Annotated in this window: 19 protein-coding genes and 1 pseudogene; 14 read left to right on the forward strand and 6 right to left on the reverse strand. The window is 69.4% G+C overall.

The genetic code is table 11. The features are described from left to right. Positions 1–122: 122 nt before the first annotated feature. From IF22_RS33595 to IF22_RS0104160, 3 genes are all read right to left on the reverse strand, one after another. Entirely contained in the window at positions 123–1,907 is a 1,785-nt protein-coding gene (locus IF22_RS33595) for a caspase family protein (RefSeq protein WP_081883689.1), read from the reverse strand. Further along, entirely contained in the window at positions 1,904–2,290 is a 387-nt protein-coding gene (locus IF22_RS0104155) for a hypothetical protein (RefSeq protein ID WP_030328554.1), read from the reverse strand. Before IF22_RS0104155 ends, IF22_RS33595 begins: the two co-directional genes overlap by 4 nt. A gap of 339 nt (positions 2,291–2,629) precedes the next feature. Next, entirely contained in the window at positions 2,630–3,367 is a 738-nt protein-coding gene (locus IF22_RS0104160; RefSeq protein WP_051708166.1) for a GntR family transcriptional regulator, read from the reverse strand. Positions 3,368–3,521: 154 nt separating this feature from the next. Between IF22_RS0104160 and IF22_RS0104165 the strand changes: the two genes are divergently transcribed. The 5 genes from IF22_RS0104165 to IF22_RS0104185 are packed head-to-tail and all read left to right on the forward strand — an operon-like array spanning position 3,522 to position 10,202. After that, positions 3,522–4,721 carry a CaiB/BaiF CoA transferase family protein gene (locus IF22_RS0104165; protein ID WP_030328559.1) on the forward strand — a complete coding sequence of 400 codons (1,200 nt, stop codon included), beginning with the start codon at positions 3,522–3,524 and terminating at the stop codon, positions 4,719–4,721. A 9-nt stretch (positions 4,722–4,730) separates the two neighbouring features. Further along, positions 4,731–6,806, forward strand: a complete 2,076-nt coding sequence (locus tag IF22_RS0104170; RefSeq protein WP_030328562.1) for a hydantoinase/oxoprolinase family protein — start codon at positions 4,731–4,733, stop codon at positions 6,804–6,806. Between the two features lie 2 nt (positions 6,807–6,808). Next, complete coding sequence (locus IF22_RS0104175) at positions 6,809–8,680, forward strand: hydantoinase B/oxoprolinase family protein (RefSeq protein WP_030328564.1); 1,872 nt, start codon at positions 6,809–6,811, stop codon at positions 8,678–8,680. A gap of 8 nt (positions 8,681–8,688) precedes the next feature. Next, positions 8,689–9,306, forward strand: coding sequence for an isochorismatase family protein (locus tag IF22_RS0104180; protein ID WP_209444482.1), 618 nt, complete (start codon positions 8,689–8,691; stop codon positions 9,304–9,306). After that, the gene (locus IF22_RS0104185; protein ID WP_030328568.1) at positions 9,303–10,202 is read left to right on the forward strand and encodes a hydroxymethylglutaryl-CoA lyase; all 900 of its coding nucleotides are present in this window, start codon (positions 9,303–9,305) and stop codon (positions 10,200–10,202) included. The genes IF22_RS0104180 and IF22_RS0104185 overlap by 4 nt, the downstream gene beginning before the upstream one ends. Before the next feature lie 127 nt (positions 10,203–10,329). On the opposite strand, the gene IF22_RS0104190 is transcribed toward IF22_RS0104185, so the two are convergent. The 3 genes and pseudogenes from IF22_RS0104190 to IF22_RS34875 form a co-directional block, all read right to left on the reverse strand. After that, on the reverse strand, positions 10,330–13,269 hold the full coding sequence (locus IF22_RS0104190) for a M20/M25/M40 family metallo-hydrolase (protein ID WP_081883691.1): 2,940 nt from the start codon (positions 13,267–13,269) through the stop codon (positions 10,330–10,332). Positions 13,270–13,487: 218 nt separating this feature from the next. Then, positions 13,488–13,709: pseudogene (locus IF22_RS36360) on the reverse strand (tetratricopeptide repeat protein); the annotation flags it as partial. A 167-nt stretch (positions 13,710–13,876) separates the two neighbouring features. Then, the gene (locus IF22_RS34875; RefSeq protein ID WP_156057291.1) at positions 13,877–14,167 is read right to left on the reverse strand and encodes a hypothetical protein; all 291 of its coding nucleotides are present in this window, start codon (positions 14,165–14,167) and stop codon (positions 13,877–13,879) included. 759 nt (positions 14,168–14,926) lie between these two features. Between IF22_RS34875 and IF22_RS0104205 the strand changes: the two genes are divergently transcribed. The 9 genes from IF22_RS0104205 to IF22_RS0104245 all read left to right on the forward strand — a co-directional run bounded on the left by IF22_RS0104205 (position 14,927) and on the right by IF22_RS0104245 (position 24,542). Then, entirely contained in the window at positions 14,927–17,287 is a 2,361-nt protein-coding gene (locus IF22_RS0104205; RefSeq protein WP_030328576.1) for a PEP/pyruvate-binding domain-containing protein, read from the forward strand. Then, complete coding sequence (locus tag IF22_RS0104210; RefSeq protein WP_036410752.1) at positions 17,284–17,892, forward strand: gamma-glutamyl-gamma-aminobutyrate hydrolase family protein; 609 nt, start codon at positions 17,284–17,286, stop codon at positions 17,890–17,892. The genes IF22_RS0104205 and IF22_RS0104210 overlap by 4 nt, the downstream gene beginning before the upstream one ends. After that, complete coding sequence (locus tag IF22_RS0104215) at positions 17,889–18,665, forward strand: phosphocholine cytidylyltransferase family protein (RefSeq protein WP_051708167.1); 777 nt, start codon at positions 17,889–17,891, stop codon at positions 18,663–18,665. Before IF22_RS0104210 ends, IF22_RS0104215 begins: the two co-directional genes overlap by 4 nt. Then, positions 18,650–19,165 carry an adenylyl-sulfate kinase gene (locus IF22_RS0104220; protein ID WP_030328582.1) on the forward strand — a complete coding sequence of 172 codons (516 nt, stop codon included), beginning with the start codon at positions 18,650–18,652 and terminating at the stop codon, positions 19,163–19,165. The genes IF22_RS0104215 and IF22_RS0104220 overlap by 16 nt, the downstream gene beginning before the upstream one ends. Before the next feature lie 20 nt (positions 19,166–19,185). Next, positions 19,186–20,412: an SGNH/GDSL hydrolase family protein gene (locus IF22_RS33600; protein ID WP_156057293.1), complete on the forward strand. Its 1,227-nt coding sequence runs from the start codon at positions 19,186–19,188 to the stop codon at positions 20,410–20,412. Positions 20,413–20,467: 55 nt separating this feature from the next. Continuing rightward, positions 20,468–21,256, forward strand: a complete 789-nt coding sequence (locus IF22_RS0104230; protein WP_051708169.1) for a class I SAM-dependent methyltransferase — start codon at positions 20,468–20,470, stop codon at positions 21,254–21,256. Between the two features lie 27 nt (positions 21,257–21,283). Next, positions 21,284–22,105, forward strand: coding sequence for an aldo/keto reductase (locus IF22_RS0104235; protein WP_030328588.1), 822 nt, complete (start codon positions 21,284–21,286; stop codon positions 22,103–22,105). Positions 22,106–22,193: 88 nt separating this feature from the next. Then, entirely contained in the window at positions 22,194–23,099 is a 906-nt protein-coding gene (locus IF22_RS0104240) for a sulfotransferase domain-containing protein (protein WP_030328590.1), read from the forward strand. A 51-nt stretch (positions 23,100–23,150) separates the two neighbouring features. Continuing rightward, entirely contained in the window at positions 23,151–24,542 is a 1,392-nt protein-coding gene (locus IF22_RS0104245; RefSeq protein WP_081883692.1) for an MFS transporter, read from the forward strand. Positions 24,543–24,556: the final 14 nt, after the last annotated feature.

Here is a 24,556-nt window from a genome sequence, read left to right on the forward strand (position 1 = left end):
CACCGCTATCGACCATGTCTCCTCCGATGCGATGCCGAGAACCACCCATTGCGGCGGGTATACAGATAGTACGGAGGCAACCGCGTGCGGTAGAACCCTTCGCACGGAGGAAATCTATTAGCTTAAATTGAACGCATCGGACGGATCGGTGGAATACCGACCGCAGCCAGCGGTGCGGGCCGGTCCGTCGCCCGCAGCGCCTCGTGACCGGTGTGAATGGCGTTGCGGATGTCCGCCACCACCGCTCCGCCCCCGTCCGGCACCGGTGCGCGCAACGCGTCCCGTACGCCGAGCTGGCGGGCGTGCAGCAGGGAGATCAGCTCGTCTCGGCGTACCTCCACGGCCCGCCGGACCTCCGGCAGCCGCGCCAGCGGCGGCCGCCATACTCCCTCGGGCCCGCCGTCGCCGGCCGGACCGCCGGACCAGGCCGGGTCGGTGGCGCGCAGCCGGGTGCGGGCTACGTCGAGCCGGCGGACCTGCGCCTCGCCGCAGGCGATGGCCTCCCGGACGGCCGGTCCGATCTCCATGCCCGCGGCCTCGCACTCCACCGCCATCTCCGGGTCGAGCAGGAACGCGCGGGTCAGCGCCGCACCGTCACCGGCCCACGCCGCGGAGAGCACCAGCAGCGGCGGGCACAGCGGCAACGCGTCGACGGAGTCGGTCAGCACCTGGGCCGCGCGCTGGTCGCCGCCCGCCCGCAGCGTGACGACCGCGAGCAGCAGCGCCCCGGCGGTCAGCGCGGCCGTCGGCGCCGGGTGGTCGGGCGGGGCCTCCCGCAGCCCTCCGGCGGCCGCCGCGAACGCGTGGCCTGCGGCCCGCCAGCGTCCGCCGATCGCGTGGCTGATCCCGAGTCCCCACCAGGCACCGGCCGTCCCGTCGACGCGCACCGCCGCCTCGAACCCAGTGGTCGCCTCGTCCCAGCTGCCCGCCCGCAGGGCCAGCCAACCCGTACGGTCGGCCGAACCCCTCAGCATCCGCTCCACCGGTTCGGGCAACCCCGCCTCCCAGTGCAGGCGCTCCGCCGCCCAGGGGACGGGCCGCTGGCGGGGCGGAACCGGACCGTCCGACCGGTCGGCACCGCGCCCGTCCCGAACCTCCACCCCGGCCGGCGGCAGGGGCGCGGTCCGGCCGGCCGCCGTGGCCAGGGCCGGGCCCCGTGAGCTCCGGGCGACGTAGAGGTCGCCCTCGCCGTACATCCAGCGGCGGGGCGTCTGCCCGCCGGCCACCGCGACCGAGTCCCTGACGTACCGGTAGAGCTCGTCGGCGGATACCAGTCCGTCACCGTCCAGGTCGGCGTCACCGGTGCGCAGCCCCTCGATCACCGCACCGGCGAAGACGGAGTGCCGAGGGTTGTCGGTCAGCGGCAGCGGCTCGCCGGCCGGCTCCCAGGCGTACTCGTGGGCCGTGGTGGCGGTCAGGACGGCGCGGCCGGTGCCCTCGCCCGGGAACAGGTCCCCGCCGCGGACGCCCGCGTCGCCCTGGTGGGTCAACACCCGCGACACCGCTCCGCTGAAGCAGCAGTCCAGCAGCAGGACCATCCGCTGGCAGGCCGAGCGGTTGAGCAGGCGGTTGATCAGTTCAGTGGGAAGCGCGGTGGCCGGCAGGTCGTCGACGTCCGTGTCGGCGAGAGCGAGGTAGAGCAGCCCGTCGATGTCGCGTCGGCCGTGGCAGGCGAAGAAGAGCAGCAGGTGGTCCGACCGGCCGGCCGACCGCAGCAGTCGGGCGATCTCCAGCCGGGCCTCGTGCTCGGTCGGGTTGACCAGCAGCCGTACGTCGTAGGCGCCGACCGTCGGGTCACCGAGCAGCCGGGCCAGCACCTGGACGTCGTGTGCCGGAGACCGGAGGCGGGACAGCTTGGGATCGTCGTACTCGTCACAGGCGATCAACAAGGCGCGTCTGCGCGTCACCGGGGAAGTTTCCGGTCGAGCCAGGTCTGGGCGATGCGGCGCTGGTCGGCGGCGGAGACTCCGGTGAGGTCGAGTTCGCTGCCGTCCGGCTCGACGATCCGCACGCCGCGCCCCTGGCGCTGGCCGGCCCAGGCGAGGAGGAGTTCCAGCACCGCGATGATCGACGGGAGAGCGGGTTCGATGGCCAGCGCGACGGCACCGATCATCTCGATCTCGCCGGCACGGGTGCCGTCCGGCGCGACCTCGGTCGGTGCGGGCAACCGTTCCCCGTACGGCGCCAGTTCCAGGGCCAACTGCCGGGCACCGAGTTCCAGCTCGCCAGGTCCGTCCTCCGCGCCCCCGCGCAGGAGCGCGGCGATCGGCAGCCCGCTGTGGTCAGCCATCAGGTTCCTCCCCGGGTAAGGATCCATCCGACTCAATTGCACCATCGGTGGTCAACGCGCGCCCGGCCGGCGCCGGCCGGGCGGCGCCGGCGAGGTGCCCGAGCCGGCCCGCCCTCGTCCGAGCTCGTCGCCACCCGCTGGGGCGGCCCAGGCGTGAAGGAAGCCCTCTTCGGAGACGATCCGCCGGCCTGACCCAGCCGCGGTGGAAGCGTTGGCTGCCATACGGTCACCAGGTGCCTATGGTGGTGCGTCACAACGAATGCGCAGCTTCCGACAGCACGGCCGCCGAACCCAAGAGCAGACCCGCCATTCGCGCGGTCGCTGAACCCGACCACATGATCAGAGTGGCGGTTGACCTGCGGTGGTGCTGACCTGGTCCGGCAGTTCCGGGCCGGGTGCCCGGTCGCCGCCGTCTCGCAGCCGGATGGAATGCCATGCCGCGCGTACGTGGCTGCGCATGACCGACTCCGCCCAGTCGGGGTCGGGCGCGGCCAGCGCCGCCACCAGTTCGTGATGGTGAGCCAGGCTACGGCGCAGCGCGTCCGGGCTGTAGCGGGAGAAGGTACGCCAGACGAGCGGCATCTGGATCACCGATGAGACGACGCCGGCCAGTCGGCTGTTGTCGGACGCCTCAAGGATCATCCGGTGGAACCGGTTGTTCAGCTCGGTGAGCTCGTCCACATCGGTCGGTCGTCCGTCCGGTGCCACCTCGTCCATCCGGTGGGCCAGCGCGTCGAGCGCGTCCACGTCGATGGTGCCCGTGGTCGCCGCCAGTCGGCAGCCCCAGGGCTCGAGCACGGCCCGCAGGCTGAAGATCTCGTCGAGGTCGTGGATGCTCCACGCCTGGACCTGCACGCCACGGTTGCGTTCGTGGCGGACCAGTCCCTCCGCCGTCAGCCGTCTGAGCGCCTCCCGGACCGGGGTCCGACTCACCCCGATCGACTCGGCCAACTCGCCCTCGCGGAGCCACGCGCCGGCCGACCGTTGCCCGGACAGGATCTGTTCCCGGATCAGCCGATAGGCATCGTCGGCGGCGTGGCCGTTGTCGGCCTCCCGCAGTGGCGTGTGGTCACTCATGATGCCCGGACCGTAGCAACACGGCAGGTTGTATGCAATCTCCCTCCAGGGCATTGACACCCGAGGAACACAGGCCTACTTTCCCAGCACAACTTGCTGTAACGGCAGTCACATACCTGTGAATTGCATGCAAAGAGACACTGATGAGGGGCTCATGAGCACTCCACTGCCGCTTGACGACATCCGGGTGATCGAGCTCGGACAGCTGCTGGCGGGGCCGTTCTGCGGTCAACTCCTGGGTGACTTCGGCGCCGAGGTGATCAAGGTCGAGGACCCGGGTCAGGGCGACCCCATGCGGCAGTGGGGACGCGAGAAGCCCTACGGCAAGTCGCTCTGGTGGCCGGTGGTGGCGCGGAACAAGAAGTCCGTGACCGCGAACCTGCGGACCGAGCAGGGTCAGGATCTGGTACGCCAGCTCGTCGCGCGAGCGGACGTGTTGATCGAGAACTTCCGGCCCGGCACGTTGGAGCGCTGGGGGTTGGCCCCGGAGCGGCTGTGGGAGATCAACCCCGGTCTGATCGTCACCCGCGTGACCGGTTTCGGGCAGACGGGCCCGTACTCGTCGCGTGCCGGATACGGATCGATCGGCGAGGCGATGGGCGGCATCCGCTACGTGACCGGCGACCCCGACCGCCCTCCAGCCCGGGCCGGCGTCTCTCTCGGCGATTCGCTGGCGGCGACGTTCGCCTGCCTGGGCACCCTGGTGGCGCTGCACCAGCGCGGACGTACCGGTCGAGGCCAGGTGGTGGACTCGGCCATCTACGAGGCCGTGCTGGCGATGATGGAATCGCTCATCCCCGAGTACCAGATCGCTGGCTACCAGCGGGAACGGACCGGAACGACCCTTCCGAACGTGTCCCCGAGCAACGTCTACCCGACGGCCGACGGCGAGATGGTGCTGATCGCGGCGAACCAGGACACGGTCTTCCGCCGGCTCGCCGAGGCGATGGGGCGGGTGGAGCTGGCCACCGACGAGAAGTACGCCACCCACGGCGCCCGAGGCCGCTGGATGGAGCAGCTGGACGGCCTGGTCGCCGAATGGAGCTCGACGCTCGCGGCCGACGATCTGCTCGAACGGCTGCACGCCCAGGGCGTTCCGGCAGGCCGCATCTTCAGGGCCCGGGACATGCTCGAGGACCCGCACTTCGCCTCGCGGGAGGCCATAGTCCGACTGACCCACCCCGGTCTCGGGGAGTTCGCCATGCACAACGTCGTACCCAAGCTCTCTGACAGCCCGGGCCGGGTCCGGCACGTCGGCCCCGAGCTCGGCGAACACAACGAGGACATCTATCGCGACCTGCTGGGGCTCGGCGACGACGCGATGGCGTCGCTGCGTTCCGCCGGCGTCATCTGAGGAGGAACCATGACCTACCGACTCGGCGTGGACGTGGGGGGAACGTTCACCGACATCCTGCTGATCGACGAGGCGACCGGAGAGACCTACCGGGCCAAGACCTCCTCCACCCCCGAGGATCAGTCCATCGGAGTGCTGCGCGGCATCGAGCGGGCCTGCGAGGCCGCCGGCGTGCCCATGTCGGAGATCACTGAGGTGTTCCACGGCACCACTGTCGCCACGAACGCGATCCTCGAGGGCAAGGGCGCCCGGGTTGGGCTGGTCACCACCGACGGCTTCCGGCAGGTGCTCCAGATCGCCCGTTCCTTCGTGCCAGGTGGCCTTGCCGGCTGGATCATCTGGCCCAAGCCGGAGCCGCTGGCGGCGCTGGAGGACACCGTGGAGGTCGTCGGCAGGATCGGCGCCGACGGCGCGGTGGTGACCGAACTCGACGAGGCTGACGTCCGTGCGAAGCTGCGCAAGCTCCGCGCGCAGGGCATCGAGGCGTTGAGCGTCAGCCTGATCAACTCCTACGCCAACCCGCAGCACGAGCGCCGGGTGGCCGAGTTGTCCGCGGAGGAGCTTCCGGGCGTACCGGTGTCGGTGTCGTCCTCGGTGTTGCCGGAGCTTCGGGAGTACGAGCGAACCATCACCACCGTCGCGAACGCGGCCGTTCAGCCGCAGGTGGCGCGCTACGTGGCCAACCTCGAGGCGCAGCTGCGCGAGTCCGGGGTGGACGGCCGGCTGTGCATTCTGCGCAGCGACGGTGGCCTGGTCTCCGCTGCCGTCGCCGCGGACAACCCGGTGAACCTGCTGCTGTCCGGCCCTGCCGGCGGGGTGACCGGCGCGGCCTGGGTGGCGGAGCAGGCCGGCTACCCGGACTTCCTGACCTTCGACATGGGCGGCACCTCCACCGACGTCGCCCTGGTGCAGGGGCTCACGCCGCGGGTGGGTCGGGAGACCACGGTCGGGGACCTCAAGGTCCGCGCCACCTCCGTCGACGTACGAACCGTGGGTGCCGGCGGCGGATCCATCGCCCACGTACCGCCGCTGACCCAGGCGCTGCGGGTAGGACCGCAGTCGGCCGGTGCCGCACCCGGTCCCGCCGCGTACGCGGCGGGCGGTGAGCAACCGACGGTGACCGACGCGAACGTGGTGCTCGGCTACCTGCCCACCGATCTGGCCGGTGGCGAGATCACCCTGGACCGTGCGGCGGCACGAGCCGCGGTGAAGTCGATCGCCGACGCCACCGGGCTGGAGTCGGTCGAGGCCGCCGCCGCGGGCATCATCGACATCGTCAACGAGAACATGTTCGGGGCGTTGCGGCTGGTGTCGGTGCAGCAGGGCTTCGACCCGCGCGACTACGCGCTGGTGGCCTTCGGTGGCGCCGGCCCGTTGCACGCCAACGCTCTCGGCAGACTGACCGGTGCCTGGCCGGTGATCATTCCGCCGTCGCCGGGAGTGCTGTGCGCCTACGGCGACGCGACGACCAATCTGCGCGACGAGTCGGTGCGGACGTTGGTGCGCCGCTTCACCGAGATGACCGACGAGAGCCTGCGCGCGGTGCTCACCGAACTCGCGGGCAAGGCGTGCGCCACGCTCAGCGAACAGGGTGTTCCCGAGGATGAGCAACACGTCGTCTACTCCGCCGACCTGCGCTACCACGGCCAGGGTTTCGAAATCCCGGTGGCAGTCGACATCGACGCCTTCGACGGGGCCGGCGGTGGGCTCGCGGCCCTGCGGTCGGCGTTCGACGCCGATCACCAACGACTGTTCTCCTTCGTTCTCGACGCCGAACACGAGCTGGTGACCGTCCGGGCCACCGCCCACGGCCCCCGGCCCCAGGTCGCCGCGCCGACGCTGGAGCACGGCGACGCGGACCCGGGCCCCGCACTGCGGGCGCAGCACCGCATCTGGGTCGAGGGCGCCGACGTCGAAGCCGGAATCTACGACCGGGCCCTGCTGCGAGCGGGCAACGTCGTGCCCGGTCCGGCGATCATCACCGAGATGGACTCCACCACCCTCGTGCTGCCCGGGCACACGGCTGCGGTGCACCCGAGCGGCAGCCTCCTCATCCGCCCCGCCGACACCCACCGGGAGAACTGACCATGGCACGCCTCATCGAGACCGCTACCGGACCGCTTCGCTCCGTGGATGTCGACCTGGTCACCATCGACCTGATCGAGAACGGGCTGCGCAACGCCCGCTATGAGATGGACGAGGTGCTCTTCCGGACCGCGCTGTCGCCGGGGATCCGTGAACAGCACGACGAGTTTCCGCTGATCGCCAACCCTGACGGAAAAATGATGGTGGGACAGTTCGGGCTGTCCATCCCCGACTTCCTGGACAACTTCGACGGCGACATCGAGGAGGGCGACGTCCTGCTGACGTCGGACCCCTACTCCTGCGGTGCGGCGATCAGCCACGCGAACGACTGGCTCGTGGTGCTGCCCATCTTCTTCGAGGGCCGCATCGTGGGCTGGGCGGCGATGTTCGGGCACATGTCCGATGTCGGCGGCAAGACACCGGCGTCGATGCCGACCGATGCCCGCACCATCTTCGAGGAGGGCGTGGTGATACCGCCCTTCAAGCTGTACCGCAAGGGCGTGCTCGCCGAGGACGCCCTGCGGATCATCCTCAACCAGGTGCGCAAGCCCGACTGGAACCGCGCCGACCTCAACGGCATCGTCGCGGCGTGCCGGACCGCTGCCCGTCGGGTCCAGGAGATGTGCGCCCGGTTCGGGGTGGACACCTACAACTCCGCGCTCGACCAACTCCTGGACCGCAACTACCGGGCGATGAAGGTCCTGCTCGCAGCGGTCTTCAAGGAGGGCGAAACCCTCTCGTTCACCGACTACATCTGCGACGACGGCCTCGGCTACGGCCCCTACGAGCTCAAGCTCAGCCTGACCCGTACCGGTGACAAGGTGCTGCTGGACTTCACCGGCAGCAGCCCGCAGGCGCAGGGTCCGATCAACTACTACATCAACGAGAACCTCGTCCGGATGTTCTTCGGCATCTACATGATCACCGTCGCCGACCCGCAGATCCTCTGGAACGACGGTTTCTACCCGCTGGTCGACGTCACGATCCCCGACGATTCGTTCTGGAAGCCCCAGTACCCTGCCGCCCTCAACGCGCGTAACCACGGCATCGGTCGCGTCTTCGACCTGTTCGGCGGCCTGCTCGGTCAGACGAACCCCGGGCTGCTCAACGCCGCCGGCTTCTCGTCATCACCGCACTTCATGTATTCGGGCACCTACGGGCCGGGTGAGCGCAAGGGCGAGTGGTTCCAGCTGTACTCGATCGGATTCGGCGGGATTCCCGGCCGGCCGGTGGGCGACGGCCCGGACGGCCACTCGCTGTGGCCGTCGTTCGTCAACATCCCGTGCGAGTACCTGGAGTCCTATTACCCGCTGCGGATCGAGCGATGGGAGACCATCGCGGACACCGGCGGCGCCGGGCTCCACCGCGGCGGGAACGGCGTCGACGTGGCCTACCGGTTCCTGGAGGCCGGCACGATCGCGATCCACGACGACCGCTGGCTCACCTATCCGTGGGGGGTCAACGGTGGCGAGCCCGGTGCCCGGGGCCGCAAGTGGCTCGAACGCGCCGACGGCGGCACCGAGATCCTGGGCAGCAAGGTGCACGACGTGCCCGTAGCTCCCGGGGACGTGCTGCACTTCGTCACCTGGGGTGGCGGCGGGTGGGGCGACCCGCTCGCCCGCGACCCGGAACTCGTCGGCCTCGAGGTCCGCCGGGGCCTGGTCAGCCCCACGGGGGCCCGCCGCTTCGGCGTGGTCTGCGACGAGGCCGGCACCGTCGACGTCGCGGCCACCGAGGAGGTACGGGCCGAGCTGCGCCACGGACGTCCGGACCCACTGCCCACGTTCGACATGGGACCGCCGATGGAAACCATCCTGGACCGGTGCCTGGAGGAGACCGGTCTTCCCGCTCCTCGCCCCCCGGTCGCCCGATGATGAACCCAGTGCCGGACAGCAGCGACGACGGATTCGAGGGTGTGCTTTCGCCCGGCGCCCGTCCCGCGGTGCTCGTCATCGACCTGATGCGGGCCTACTTCGACCCGGACAGCCCTCTGTGCCTGCCGTCCGCGGACTGCCTGCAATCGGCTGGCCGGGTCATCGCCGCAGCCCGCGACCACCGGATCCCCGTGCTGCACACCCGCGTCGCGTACGGGCCCGGTGGTGTCGACGGAGGCCTGTTCGTCCGGAAGGTCACCGCCCTTCGGCAGCTCTTCTCCGGTGGTGGCGCGATGGGTGAGCTGATGCCGCAGGTCTCCCCCGCCGAGGATGAACTGGTGCTGGTCAAGCAGTACGCCAGCGCCTTCTTCGGCACGTCGTTGGCGTCCACCCTGCGCGCGGAGCGCATCGACACCGTCGTGCTGGTCGGCGTGAGCACGAGCGGTTGTGTCCGCGCCACGGCGGTGGACGCGATCCAGCACGGTCTCGTCCCGCTGGTGGTCCGCGACGCGGTGGCCGACCGCGCACCCGGCCCGCACGAGGCGAGCCTGTTCGACCTGCAAGCCAAGTACGCCGAGGTGGTCAGCGAGGCCAGGGCCGTCGCGTACCTGTCGGAGGAGCGATGACGGTCATGGTCGACATCGTCGAAGTCTCGCCCCGCGACGGCCTGCAGAACGAGGCGACTCTGCTCAGCACCGCCGACAAGATCGAGCTGATCGAGCGGGCGGTACGGGCGGGAGCCCGGCGAGTGGAGGTGACCAGCTTCGTCAACCCCTCCCGCGTACCCCAGATGGCCGACGCGGACGAGCTGATGGCCGCGCTCCCCCGCCACGACGGCGTCCGGTACGCGGGCCTGGTGATGAACCGCCGCGGCCTGGACCGGGCCCTGACCGCAGGCGTCGACGAGATCAACGTCGTCGTCGTGGCCACTGACACCTTCTGTGGCCGCAACCAGGGCATGACCACGGCCCAGGCCTGTGCCACGGCGGAGGCGTTGGTGCGGGCGGCGCGCGAGGCGGGGGTGTTCGCGACGGTGACCATCGGCGCCTCATTCGGATGCCCGTTCGAGGGCGAGGTCCCGCCGAACCGGCTGCGGGAGGTGCTCACCCGGGTGCGGGACGCGGGTCCGGACGAGCTGGCCCTCGCCGACACCATCGGAGTGGCCGTACCCTCCGACGTCACCGAACGGCTGACGCTCGCCCGGGAGATCACGCAGTCCCGCACACCGCTGCGGCTGCACCTGCACGACACCCGGCACACCGGCGTGGCCAACGCGGTCGCGGCAGTCCAGGCGGGCGTCACCACCCTCGACGCCAGCATCGGCGGAACAGGCGGTTGCCCGTTCGCACCGGCGGCGACCGGAAACGTCGCCACCGAGGATCTCGTCTACCTCTTCGACCGGATGGGGCTGCCCACCGGCCTGAATGTGGAAGAACTGACCTCGGCAGTCTCCTGGCTGGAACGGAGACTCGGCAAGCAACTCCCCGGCGCTCTGCTTCGGGCGGGCGGTTTTCCCGCCTGAGCCCGGCCCGGACGCCGGACCAGCTGTTGCACGCCCGGCAGTGCGCCCCACCAGGTGGTGGGACGCACTGCCGGCGGCGGTCCGCTCGCGGCTGCGCGAAGCGCGCTGAACTCCCGCGTCACAAGCCTCAGACGATGGAGATCGACCGAACCTGGGTGTTGCCCTTCGTGTCGACGTACACCTTGTAATCGCCGACGGTGTAGGTGCCCGCAGCGTTGTTGTTGATGGTGTACGTGGCCGTCACAGACGACTCGCTGCCGTCGATACGCGTCTGCTTCACCGTGATGGTCAACTCGTTCGTGTTGCCCTTCACCTTCTTCACCACCGCCGACGGCTTCGCATCGACGGCCGCGTTGGCGACCGTCACGTAGACCGCGTCGGGTGACGAGAACTCCGCGTTCTTCTGCCCATCACCGAACACGAAGAAGCCCCGTTGTTCGGTGGCCCCGCGCCCGGGGAAGGGATCCGGGTTCGAGGCCAGATACGTCGGATTGACCGTGTACAGGTCCGTCTTGGAATCCGCGAGGATGGGCTTCACCCCGGTGTACGGCGCATCGGTGATCGCGAGGTTGACCGACAGGTAGATGGCGTCGGGGTTGTTGGCCGAGATGCGCGAGGAGAAGTACTTGTCCGCACTCTGCCCCGCAGGAACGGCCAGCGGCACAACCGCGCCGCTGACGAGAATGTTGAACTGGAAGCTGCCGTAGCCTCCGGCGACGAACTTCGCCCACGCCGCGTCCGACATGTGGTCGGGGCGCTGCACCTTGAACTCCAGACGCATCGGCGCCACGTACGAGTTGCTCAGGTACTCGGTGTCGGTCAGGGGCAGGTAGACCCCTCCCGGTTCGTGGCCCAGTGCGAAAGCCGCCGCTGTGGGGGCCGAGTTGCCGCGCGCGTTCCACATCGGGATGTTGAACGAGGTGGCGCCGAGCAGGGCCTGATTGCCCAACTGGCCCGCGCCGACAGCCTGCGACGCGTCCTTGTAGGTTCCGACAGTGACGTCGAGCAGGTCGAGGTCCGCGCGGTCGGAGTTCAGCCCCGGCATATCCGCCCACATGAACTTGGCGCCGGCAGGCCCGGAGTACCGGGCCATCTCCAACATGCCATCGGCCATGATCTTGGTCATCTGCACCGCCGAGTCGACCTTCATCCGCTCGTTGGCCGTGTGCCACCAGCGCTCGTTACCCGGGATGACGGCACCGAAGGCAGTCATCTTGTTGCGGAAGCTGCTGGCCAGGGTGCCACCGGTCGTGCCTTGCGGATACACCACGTCCTTGAGTGAATATGGATCCGCGAACTCCTGCGGGTTGCGGTCGATCGAGGCTTGGTAGCTCTGGAACTGGAGAGCCGTCAGCGGGTTGTCGTGCGTGACGTACAAGCCGGCGCCGATGGGCGAGCCCAGGTCGCCGATGGTGAACCCCTTCGCCTGGAAGGCAGCCGTGACCGCCGCCGTCGCCTGGCCGGAGTCAGCCGCGGTGACGTGCATGCTGCGCACATACATCGGCATGCTGAGGCTGCCGGAGGCGTCCGTGTAGAAGCTCGTCGGGGTCTCTGAATTGATGTTTCCCATGAGGGCGAAGGTCAGGTTCGGCGTGCCGTTGCTCGTGTTGCGCAACAGGCTCGCCGGGATGCCCATGTACTTCCCGATATAGGCCTCACCTTCGACACCGTCGCGGAAGAACAGGTCGGCGATGCCGTCGGCGGCCTTCTTCAACTGCAGGTCGGCGGCCGGGCTTCCCAATGCGCCCAGCCCCTGGGAAAGGAGGAACATTCCCCACACGACGGCATTCTTGCCGTACTGCGGGGTCGGCATCTCCATCGCCACATCGGTGTTGACCTCCAACGTCAGCGAGTCGCCGCTGATCGTGGTCTGCACCTTCGGCGTGGTGCGGGGAGCAGCCGGGAGCCAACCCTTCGTGGTCGCGGCAGCGACGATCGCCGACACGAATCGGTCGCGCTCGGCGGAGCCGGCCCCCGCCACGTCGAGGGTGAAGATGGCCCGCGAGGCGATCTGCGTGGTGCTGCCGTAGGCGATGTCCTTGAGCGTCGGGTCGCCTTCGCGCAGGGTGACGCCGGCCGTGGCACCCGTCAACCGGAACGCCCTGGCGCTGTCTGCGGACAAGCTCATCGACACCGACGGGGTCACCGCCCCGGAGTTGCCAACGATGACCGGGAACCGTGAGTCGGAGGTGTAGCCCGCGACCGGCATCTCCTCCCGATTGAGATTCTTGTACGCCCAGTTGTCGTAGAAGCTCGGGTTCGAGTTGTACGGGATGGACTGGAAGTTGGCGGTGTTCGTCGTCGAGGGCGTGCCGGGACCGCCGTCCTCGTAGATTCCCATGACGATGCGAATGCGTCGGTCAAGGGGCAGCCCCGCCTCGAGCAGCGCCTTGGCCGCGAGCAACGTCGCCAGCGTCGGGCCGCTGTCGTCCTGAATGCCCGCCCCGTAGACCCAGCCGTCCTGGACATAGGGCGAGTGGTACGCCCCGGGAGTGCCGAGGTTGCCATCGGCGTCCCGCCAGCGCGCCAGCTGCGCCGGCGAAACGGACGCCGTCGGCGAGTCGAGGTGACTCAACGCCATGACCATTTCCGGCGCGTCCGGGTCACCGATCTCCGCGTAGACGTACTTGTCGGCTTGGCGTTGGACGACCACCGGGAAACCCAGGTCGGTGGCCAGCTTGACCACCCAGGCGAGCTTGGCGACCTTGCGGTCGTACTCGTTCTGGTTGGCTTGGGTGTTACTGACCGGGAAGGGGTACGCCGTCGCGGCCGTGCCGCCCCGGGAAATGGAGTCGTAGCTCGACCCGTCCAGCATCGCCCCGACCAGACTGAGCGGGTTGTAGGTGCCGTCCCCCGCCCGCGCGCTGCTGACACGTCCAGCCAACGCCTCGACCTCCGCGTGGATCGCGTCGCGCTCGGCGTCGGTCACCGACAGGTCGTAGGTGACACCCGGCCGGAAGCGCTCCTCGCCGGAGCTGATCGCGGACGCGTTGGCCGGGGGCGCGACGGTCGCCACGAGGGTCGCGGCGAGCAGGACGGACAAGGTCAGCTTCGGTCTATCTCTCATGGAATCTCCAGCACAGGGGGGATGATCAGTAGCGACAGCACACACCAGCCGTGCCGCCAGTGGCCGTCGAGGCGGGATATCTTGAGGATCATCTGAGAATCGGCCGGTGCCGTCAGCACAGCCGCAGCCGGACGACGCCCAGGCGGAGCTACCCCTACGCCTACCGGGACAACCGATACCCGCAACGACCTGCTCGGCGACGATATGGGTGCTCAGGGTCAGTTGCCCAGCACCCGTTCGCGAACCGGTAGCAGGGCGGCGAATTGGGCCCGGGAGCCTTCGGCGTCGCCCGCTTTCCCCGTCCAATTGGCGAGTTCGTGTTTGCCGCCTAGGGTGTCCGGGTGTTCCGGGCCTTGGACGCGTTCGCGGACGGGGACGAGTGCGGCGAACAGATCTCGTGCGGCGGCGGCGTCACCCGCGGCGCCGATCCAGAAGGCAAGGCCGTGGCGGGTGGCCGGGGTTTCGGGATGCTCCGGGCCGAGGACGTGCTCACGGCGCCAACGCCGCCGCGCTCGAACGCAGGTGCAGAAGCCGTGACAACAGCACTTTCAGCCGTTGTCCACGAGGCTAGTGTCGCGCACGAACCCGAGGATCCAGCAGCACACCCTTAGGCAAGGACGGCAAGCAGCTCCGTCGGCTCGACCGCGAGAAGTTCTTCGATCGCGGTACGGGCCGGTGGGCCGCACCGATCGGCTGCGGCGCGCACCTCGGCGGCGTGCCCGGCCGCGACGATCGTCCGCAGCGCCTGCTCGGCTCCCTGCCGGGGCCGCTCCATCAGCTTCCGCACCCGCTCCGCCGCGTCCTCAGCCAGCCGGACCGGTCGCGTCGCGGGTACGCCGCGCTCAGCCAGGACTTCGGCAACGGCAGCTGGTCCTCGGTCCACGTCGGCCCCGAACACCACAACTCCCCCAACCGCTCCGTCCACCGCGAATCCCACGCTTCGAGCGTGCCAAGAAGCCGGCGCGCGGCGCGTACCTGCGAACCGTCGACGACGCCCCGCGCCTCGTCCTCATACCGATCCGCGATCTCGCCCACCATCTGCGCTGGTCAGACCGGCGACGCCGCCATCAAGCCCGCGCCCGACGACCCCACTACACCCGACGCCTCAACCTCGAACTCCAACCATGATCACGAACGGCGGCTGCCGTACCAAGAGGTCATGCCGGTCCAAAAGATCCGCAGCTGTAGTACCTGGCCGACAAATTCGATCTTGAATGCCATGTCGAGATGCCGCAATAGCCATTGAGACCCATAGTTGTCAATGAGGTCGCTCAAAATAGTGCGGTGTCCACAGTGGGCCGAATTCAGATGACGAAAACGTGACGGTGTTAGGCCGACGATCGAGCGGGTAGCAGACGCTTCAGCAAGAGTTCACCGAGTTGACGAGACGGGGGCTGCAGAAATTGAACTGCTGACGTGTCCGCCAATCGCCCGCGACGCGCAGACAGCGCACGATTTCCGCAGCTGGGCGCATCTCCCAATAGGCGGACGGTGGCCCGGGACAGCGCCGAGACTGCCGCAGTCGCGTTGCCGTCGCACGCATCTCAACCACTAGACGGGATTTCCGCCGGACGTCCGGAAGCAAAGGAGCATCATGGCATCACATCATCCTGCCCTGACCTCTGCGGTGAGTCACTCCCCGTCTGCCGGGCATGCGATGCAGCGCGGCACGCCGACCGCTCTTTTTGGCTCCAAGGCCGAGACGCTGGAACAGCTGGCCCCGCTCGTTCGCAGGGCACGCGTGCTGCCCCTCCGGTACTTTTCCGTCACGGAATGGCGGACTGTCCCGGAGAAAGTTCTCGACGACGTGCTGAGCAGGCCGTGGGGCAACGAGCCGCTGATCGTGCGGAGCAGCACCCGGCAGGAGGACGACCCGGGCACGCTGATGCCGGGCAGCTATCTGTCCGTGGCGGGTGTCGCCGGCCGGCAGGAGTTGCGCGAGGCGGTCGACGCGGTCATCGACTCGTACCAGCGTCGGATCGAGGAGCCCGTGCTCGACGATCTCGGTGAACAGCTCGTGCTGGTGCAACCGATGGTGCGTGACGCCACCATGACCGGCGTCGTCTTCACCTGTGATCCCAACACCGGCGCGCCGTACCTCGTCATCAACTACGAGGAGAACGGGGACTCGGCGGCGGTGACCAGTGGAGCGCGTGCCCGACTGCGCACTCTTTACGCCTGGAAGACCAGCGGCACCGGCCGGGGCGACGCCCGGATCCAGCAGCTCATGGAGCTCTCACGTGAGCTGGAGGAATTGCTCGAACGCAACAACCTCGACATCGAGTTCGCGTTCGACGTCACCGGTGAGCTGTACCTGCTCCAGGTCCGCCCGATGGTGGTGGAGACGCTTCTCGACAACGACGAGCACGAACAGGCGCTGAGCGCCATCGCGTCCAAGCTCCGGACGGCGGGTCAGCCGCATCCGCACCTGTGCGGTCGGCGCACGGTCTTCGGCGTCATGCCGGACTGGAACCCCGCGGAGATCGTGGGCACCCGGCCCCGGCCACTCGCCCTGTCGCTGTACCGCCGCCTCATCACCGACGGCCTCTGGGCCGATCAGCGAGCCCGGTACGGCTATCGAGACGTACGAGGCTTCCCCCTGATGGTGGACTTCTTCGGTTTGCCGTACGTCGGGGTCCGGGAGAGCTGCAACTCACTCGTTCCCGCATCCATCGACGACGACCTCGCCGAGCGACTGGTCGACCACTACATCGACCGGCTCGTCGCGAACCCGGAGCTGCACGACAAGGTCGAGTTCGACGTGGTGTTCTCGTGCTACTCCTTCACCCTGCAGGAGCGGCTCGCCAATCAGGTCGAGCACCTGTTCAGCGTTCAGGAACGCGACGACATCGTCAGTTCGCTGCGCACCCTGACCAACCGGCTCATGGACCCCGAGCATCCGGCCCGCCGCGAGGACCTCGCGAGCATCACCTCGCTGCGCGCCAAACTGGGCGAGGTGCGCCAATCCGATCTGGACCTGCCCACTCAGATCTACTGGCTGCTCGAGGACTGTCGTCGCTTCGGCACCCTGGCGTTCGCCGGCTTCGCCCGACTGGGCTTCATCGCCACCGAGATCCTGGGCTCGCTGGTCGAGATCGACGTGCTGACCGAGGAGGACGTGGCCCGGTTGATGGCCTCCCTCGACACGGTGACCAACCGGATGCTGCGCGACCGCACCACGCTGACACGCGCCGAATTCCTGCGCCGGTACGGCTTCCTGCGTCCTGGGACCTACGACATCCGCTCCCCCCGCTACGACGAGGAGCCGGACGGATATTTCGACTGGCCGAACGCCCGGGTCAACGTGCAGGCGCCGGAGCCGTTCCGGTTGCCGCCGAAGACCATGCGCCAGATCGACGACCTGCTCCGGCAACACCGCCTGGAGCAGGACGCGTACGGCCTGCTCAACTTCTTCATTACCAGCATCGAACTGAGGGAGAACTCGAAGTTCGAGTTCACCCGCCACCTGAGTGAGGCGCTGGCGCTCTTCACCCAGCTCGGCAAGAGCGTGGGGATGGACACCGAGGAGATGTCGTACGTCGACGTGGAGTGCATCGACGGGCTGTATCGCGGTGCCGAGAACCCCGCGCGGGTGCTGCGCCGGTGCGCCGTCGAGGGACGGCAGCGCTACGAGCTCACCCGCCGGCTCGTGCTGCCGCCGCTGATCACTGACCCGGCGGACGTGAAATCGTTCCACCTGCCCGCCACTGAGCCGAACTACGTGACCCAGGAGTCCGCCACCGGGCGCGTGGAACTGGTCACGGCGCACCCGGCCGACCTGCAGGGCAAGATTCTCATGCTGCCCAGCGGCGACCCCGGCTACGACTGGATCTTTTCCGAGGGCGTGGCCGGTTTCGTCACCCGCTACGGGGGCGCCAACTCCCACATGGCGATCCGCGCGCACCAGTTCGGCATTCCAGCCGTCATCGGGGCGGGTGAGGTTCTGTACAACCGCTGGGCCGCCGCCGACTACCTGAAGATCGATTGCCTCAACCACCGGGTGGAGGTGCTGCGATGACGTGTGTCGCGGTCACACAGCGTGTGGTCGTCGACCCGGCGCACGGGGTGCGCAGCGACGCGCTCGATCAGCGGTGGTGGCCGTTCCTCCGTTCCTGCGGGCTGACCGGTCTGCCTGTTCCCAACGATGTCGACAGCGCCGTGCGGCTGGTGCGTGTCGCGTCGGTCGACGGCCTGTTGCTCACCGGCGGCAACGACTTGGCGGAGCTCGGTGGTGAGGCCCCTGACCGGGATCGCACCGAGAGCGCCCTGCTCGACGTGGCGCACGAAAGCGGCCTGCCGGTCGTGGGCGTCTGCCGGGGGATGCAGATGCTGCTGCGCCGCTTCGGCGCCTCGCTGCACCGGGTCACCGGCCACGTCACCGAGCGGCAGCCGGTCTGGATCGACGGGGGCAGCCGGGTCGTCAACAGCTACCACAACTGGGGCGCCACCGAGATCCGGTCACCGCTACGGGCATGGGCGACCGGGCCGGGTGGCGTCATCAAGGCCATCCGCCATGAGACCGAGCCGGTACTCGGCCTCATGTGGCATCCCGAGCGGCTTCCGATCGAGCTGGCCGGCGAGGACCGCCGCATCTTGCGGGCCCACTTCGGAGCAGAGCCATGAGGGGAGTCATTCTGGCCGCCGGGCGCGGCAGCCGCCTGGGAGGTCTCACCGGGGAGCGTCCGAAGTGCCTGGTTCCGCTGGCCGGCCGGCCACTGCTCGCCTGGCAGCGGGCCGCGCTCACCGCCGGCGGCATCGCGGAGTTGGCTGTCGTCGCCGGATACCGGTCCGAGATGCTGAACGACCGGGGCCTGACGGTCATCCCCGCGCCGCGGTGGGCGCAGACCAACATGGTCCGCTCGCTGCTCGCTGCCGAGCACTGGGTGGCCACCACGCCGTGTGTCGTCTCGTACGCCGACATCGTCTACACCGCCGAGACGGTCCGGCGCCTCATCAGCGCCCCCGGCGGACTGGCCATCGCCTACGACCCCGCCTGGGCGCAGCTGTGGCACCGGCGCTTCGCCGATCCGCGGGTGGACGCCGAGACGTTCCGGCTCGCACCGGACGGCGCGCTGGAACAGATCGGTGCGCGCCCCGCGACCGTGGCGGAGGTTCAGGGCCAGTACATGGGACTGCTGCGGTTCACTCCGTCCGCCTGGACCGGCGTACGAGCCGTGTTGGACACGATGCCGCCGGCAGAGGTCGACGCGCTGGACATGACAAGTCTGCTGCAACGGCTCCTGAAGGCCGGACACCGGATCGAGACGGTGCCTTGCCAGGGCGCCTGGGGCGAGGTCGACAGCACGACGGACCTGGCGGTCTGCGAGGACCTGGTCGCGCAGGGCCGGCTCGTTTTCCACCAAGAACGGGAGACACATACATGGTCATCTGGCTGATAGGTCTCTCCGGGGCGGGCAAGACCACCATCGGCACCCGCCTCGCCGCCCGGTTGCGGGCAGAGCTGCCGAACCTCGTCTACCTCGACGGCGACCTGCTGCGCGAGGTCTGGGGCGGCGTGAGCCACGACGTCGCCGGCCGGGAGGTCAACGCCGAGCGGCTGAGCAAGCTGTGCCTGATGCTCGACCGGCAGAACATCCACGTGGTCGCCGCGGTCCTGTCCATCTTCCCGCACTGGCAGCAGTGGAACCGGCGGCATCTCTCCCACTACTTCGAGGTGTTCCTGGACGTGCCGATGGAGGTCGTCGTCGCCCGCGACACCAAAGGTCTGTACCGCTCCGCAATCGACGGCGAGACCAGCGACGTGGTCGGCGTCGACATCCCCTTCCCCGAACCTGCCGCCCCCGACCTGGTGCTGGACAGTTCGGGACGCGACGGGACACCGGACGACCTGGTCGAGCGGATCGTCGCAGCCCTGCCCGTCCCGGTGGCGCGATGAGGGCCCGGCATCTGATCGCCGTGCTCGGCGGCTACGCGGCAGTGGAGTACGGCGCCGCCCGGCTCGTGCGGCGGCTCAAGCCCGGCTTCCCCTGGCTGCTCATGCCCGGGGACGAAACGCCGGCGATACCGGCCGCGCTGGTGCAACGGCACGTCGCCCGCTCGTTCGACCCGGAGCTCGGCTGGTGCCGGCGCCCTGGAGAGCAGGGTACGGAGACCACCGACAGCGGCCGTGTCGGCTATGCCATGGACGAGCGTGCCCGCCGGCGCAATCCCGGTTTCGAGTCGGAGCCGGCAACGGTCGCCTGCTTCGGTGACTCATTCACCTTCTGCCGGCTGGTCGGGGACGACGAGACCTGGCCCCATCAGCTGTCCCGGCTGCTGGGTGTCAACGCGGTCAACTACGGCGTGGGTAACTACGGTTTGGACCAGGCTCTGCTGCGCCTGGAGCGGGAGCTGCCGGATCTCGAGGCCCAGGTGATCGTCATGGGGGTGGTCCCGGAGACCGTCGCGCGGGTGCACTCCTACTGGAAGCACTACTTCGAGTACGGCAATGTGCTGGCTTTCAAGCCGCGGTTCACGCTCGGCCCGGAGGGGCTGCGGCTGCATCCGAGCGCGGTCCGGCGCCCGGAGGAGTACCTGACCTACCAGGAGCGGCTGACGGAGATCACCCGTCTGGACCCCTTCCACGCCGGCAAGTTCCGCCCCGACATCTTGCGATTCCCGTACCTGCCCAAGCTCGTGCGCCGGGCGCGCCGCCACCTTCCCGTGCTGGCCCACCTCGCCGGTGGGCTGATCCGCGGCGACGGCGGCCGTGAGCCCGCGATCCGCGCGGCGTTCCGCGTGGTCCTGCGCGACAACGCCCGCTGGACGGCACGGCTGTACGCCGACCCGGACGCGCGAGGACTGATGCGGGCCCTGGTGGAGCGTTTCGCGGCCGTGTGCCGTGCCGCGGGCAAGCACCCGGTCTTGCTCGTCATACCGCAACTGGCCGACCTGGAGAGGCGCGACGGCGGCAGCGCGCACCATGGGTTCCTTGCCGAGGTGTCGCCGACGTTGCGGGTGGTGGACCTCACCGAGCGATTCCGCCGGGATCCGGATCGAGACGGCCTGTTCGTACACGGCCGGCTCGGACCTCACTGCAGCCGGCGCGGCAATGCGCTGGTCGCCGAAGCGCTGAGCCCTGTCATCGGCGGGCTTCTGACCGAGGCCGGCGCCGGGCCGGCCCTACCGCAGACCATCCGCTGAATCATCCGACTGACCGGCGCTGGTGACGCGCCGGCCGACAGAGAGGACGACAACCATGACCGACACACAGACGATGCGGCTCGGTGACTTCACCGGCCTGGCTGAGAACTACTCGGCCTACCGATCCGGGTATTCTCCCGCCGTCCGCGCGGCGATCCTCGGCCTTCTCGGCCGTGACCCGGGGGAACTGGACGCCGTGGACGTCGGCGCGGGTACCGGCATCTGGAGCAGGATGCTCGCCGAGGCCGCATTCCGCTCGGTCATCGCGGTGGAGCCCAACGACGACATGCGCGGGGTGGGCCAGCGAGACTCGGAGGGCACCGGCATCACCTGGCGGGTCGGCAGCGGCGAGGCGACCGGCCTGGACAGCGGGTCAGCGGACCTGGTGACGATGGCCTCCTCCTTCCACTGGGTCGACTTCGACAAGGGCACCGAGGAGTTCCGCCGGGTGCTGCGCCCGGGCGGATGGTTCGTGGCGCTGTGGAACACCCGGAAGCTGGACGCCAACCCGCTGCTCGCCGACATCGAGGAGGAGCTGACGCGCCTGGAGCCGGGGATGCGCAAGACCGCCTTCGGCAAGGGCAGCTTCACCGAGACGCTGACCGAGCGCCTGGCCGGGCATCCCGGCTTCGACGACATCCTCTACCTCGAAGGCCGGCATGTCGATGTGCAGCCGGTGGAGCAGCACCTCGGGGCGTGGCGAGCCGTCAACGACGTGCGCGCACAGCTCGGTGAGGAGAAGTTCGCCGCGTTCCTGCGCTACGCCGAGCAGCGGCTGGCCGACCGCGACACGGTCGACGTCACCTACCTGACGAAGGCCTGGGCCGTCCGCCGCCGGGACTGAGCCTCCGCGCGAGGGGAGGAGGATCTCATGGACGTTACCGTTCGCGGGGACGAGCGGATTCCCCGTCTCGGCCTGGGTACCGGCGAACTACGCGGTGACGCCTGCTTCGCCACCGTCTCGGCGGCCCTGTCCCTGGGTTACCGCCATCTGGACACGGCGGCGTTCTACGGCAACGAGGGCGAGGTGGGCCGCGCCGTGCGGGCCAGTGGCGTCCCTCGCGACGAGCTGTTCATCACCACCAAGGTGTGGTGGACGGATGCGGCGGCCGACCGGGTGTACGCCTCCGCCGACGCCAGCCTGCGGCGGCTGGGCACCGAATACGTCGACCTCCTCCTGCTGCACTGGCCCGCGCCGCACGTGCCGCTGGCCGAGACGATGACCGCCCTGCGCCGGGTGCGGGAGGCCGGCAAGGCCCGTCAGGTGGGCGTCAGCAACTTCCCCTCCGGGCTGCTGCTGGAGGCTGCCCGGCACGCCCCGGTCTTCTGCGATCAGGTCGAGTATCACCCGTTGCTCGCCCAGGAGGAACTACTCGACAGGGCGAACGAGCTGGACCTTTGCCTGACGGCGTACTCGCCGCTCGCGCAGGGCGCCGTTGCTCGTGCGCCGCTGATGCGGTCGCTGGCCGATCGGTACGGCCGCAGCCCGGCGCAGATCGCCCTCCGCTGGCTGGTACAGCAGCCGCGTGTCGCAGCGATTCCCCGTTCGACCGCAGTACCCCATCTGGTCGCGAACCTCAAGGTATTCGACTTCGTGCTCGCTGACGACGACATGAAGGCGATCGGTGAGTTGGCCCAGCGGCGCTCAGTGCGGTTGAGCGATCCCGAGTTCGCCCCCGACTGGACCCGATGATGCCTCAGCCGGGGTCGTCCGCCCGGCTGAGCCGGTGCGTACGACGTCCGTCCGCAAAGATCCATCACCAAGAGAAAGGAACACCTTCATGGCACACCGGCCGGATTCGACCCTGGCCCGCGCACGGCTCAGCGAGCTGTACGCAGACAACCTCAAGCAGCTCGGTCCACGGGACATCGTCGTGGCCAGCTGCGGTGGGGCTGGCCAGTCGCTGATCGGCAACATCCTCTTCGAAGCGGGACTCAACTACGTCGACGCCTACACCGAGCGGTTGCAGGCGGACGGCACGGCCGTCGGCGTGCGAACGCATGCGGCCTACCGGGACCGGCTCGCCTCGCTGCACGACAAGGACAGCGAGGCCGGAGGTCCTGGGGCGATCCGCCCGTGGCCGCGTTTCGTCAAGTCGCACCACCCCCCGGAGATCTTCGACGGGCTCCCGGTGGGCGGAGTCTGGATCATCGTGCGGGATCCGCGCGACGCCCTCTACTCGCTGCACCAGTGGCGCCGCTCCTTCGGCGAGGAGGAGTGGGACAAGGTGCCCGACGAGTTCGAGGACTGGCTGCGCGGTCCCGGTGACTTCTCGTCCAACCCGGTCGAGGACTGGTCGGCCTTCTACCAGGCCTGGGAAGAACAGGCCCAGGGGTACGAGCATGCCACGGTACTGCGTTTCGAGGACCTCAAGCAGCGCCCGGTGGAGGTACTCGAGCCGGCGCTGCGCGAGCTTGCGGTGGACGTCACCGCGGACACCCTCCGCGCCGCCGCGGAGGCCAGCAGTTTCGAGCGGATGCGGGCGCACGAGGACGCCGTGGTGGCGCAGGACGCCGCAGGGGAGCGGCAACCGCGGATGATCCGCAAGGGCGCGGTGTCGGGCTGGACATCCTGGATGACACCGGGCCTGGCCGGGTACTTCTCCGATCCCGAGCTCGGTGCGGTGGCCCGGCAGTACGGATACGACCTGCCGGCGCCCGCTGGACAGGCGCAATCAGCCGGATAGCCGAGCCGGGGACGAGGGCGAGGACGGTCATACGGCGAGCACGGAGGACTGATGGAATCGCAGACGACGGCGCCCGCGGCGCGGCCGGTGAGGCATGGCTGGCCTACCGCTCTGGTGCTGGCCGGCGCTATGTTCCTGGTGCTGTTCGACAGTCTCGCCGTCGCCACGGCGCTGCCGGACATCGGCGCGGAGTTCGGAGTACCGCCCGCGCAGCTGCAGTGGGTGGTGACCCTCTACTCGCTGACCATCGGTGGCTTCCTCGTCCTCGGCGGCCGCGTCTGCGACGTCTGGGGCCGGCGCCGGGTGATCGTCGCCAGTCTCGCGCTGACCGGGACCGGGCTGCTGCTCTCCGGGGTGGCGGGCACGCTGGCGCTCCTGCTGGTGGGCCGGGTGATGCAGGGCCTCGGGGCGGCGTTCGCCATTCCCGCGGCGCTGGCGTCGGCTGCCACCCTCTTTCCTGATGAGCCGTGGCGCAGCCGGGTGTTCTCCGTGGTGGCGGCCGCGGCGAACACGGCCGGCATGGCCGGGGCGGTCCTCGGCGGCGTGATCACTTCGTACCTCGGCTGGCGGTGGGTGTTCATCGTCGTTGTTCCGGCCGCGGCGCTCGCCGCGGTGGCGGGGCTGTTGTTGCTGCCGGCCGACGAGCCGTCCGGCAGCCGGCGGGAGCGGCTCGACGTCACCGGGGCGGCGTTGGTCACCGGTGGGCTGCTCGCCGTGATCTACGGAGCCACCCGGATCGGTGAGCACGGGCCAGGACTGGCGACGGTGTCGCCGGTCCTGGCTGGCGTGCTGATGCTGAACGCGCTGGTGTGGTGGGAGCGGCGGGTTCGCAACCCGATCATCAAGCCGTCGGTGGTGCGGTCCCGCCGGCTGGTGGCCAGCTGCCTGGCATTCGGTGCGCATTCGGCGGCGTACGCCGCGGTCGTGGTCGTGGGCAGCCTGCAGTTGCAGGACGTGTACTCGTTGTCCGCGGCGCAGGCCGGCATCGCGCTGGCTCCGGTGCTGCTCGGCGCCGTGATCAGTGCCGCTCCGGCCGGCCGGTTGGTACGGCGTTACGGCTCCCGCCGCGTCGTGGCACTGGCTCTCCTGCTGTGTTCGATCACGTTGGCCCTGGTGGCGTTCGGCACCGCCGGGTCCCTGACCGTGCTGGTGGTGTACCTGGTCCTCTGGGGACTGAGCGCGGGCCCCATCTACGTGGGGCTGACCCGAGAGTGCATCGGCGACGCCGCGCCGGAGGATCGAGGGCTCGCCTCCGCGCTGTTCGAATCGACCACGCACGTCGGCGGCGCGGTCTCGGTCGCCGTCTACCTCACCATGATCGGCGCCGGCTCCGGATACAGCTCCACGCAGTTCATCGGGGCCGTGGTCGTCGGTGCGTCGGTCCTCACGACTCTGCTCATCATGCCCGGTGCTCCGGCGCGGGACCCGGAGCACCGGGCATGAGGGCGGGGTGCTGG

Source organism: Micromonospora parva (assembly GCF_000718515.1).
GTDB classification, from domain to species: domain Bacteria; phylum Actinomycetota; class Actinomycetes; order Mycobacteriales; family Micromonosporaceae; genus Micromonospora; species Micromonospora parva.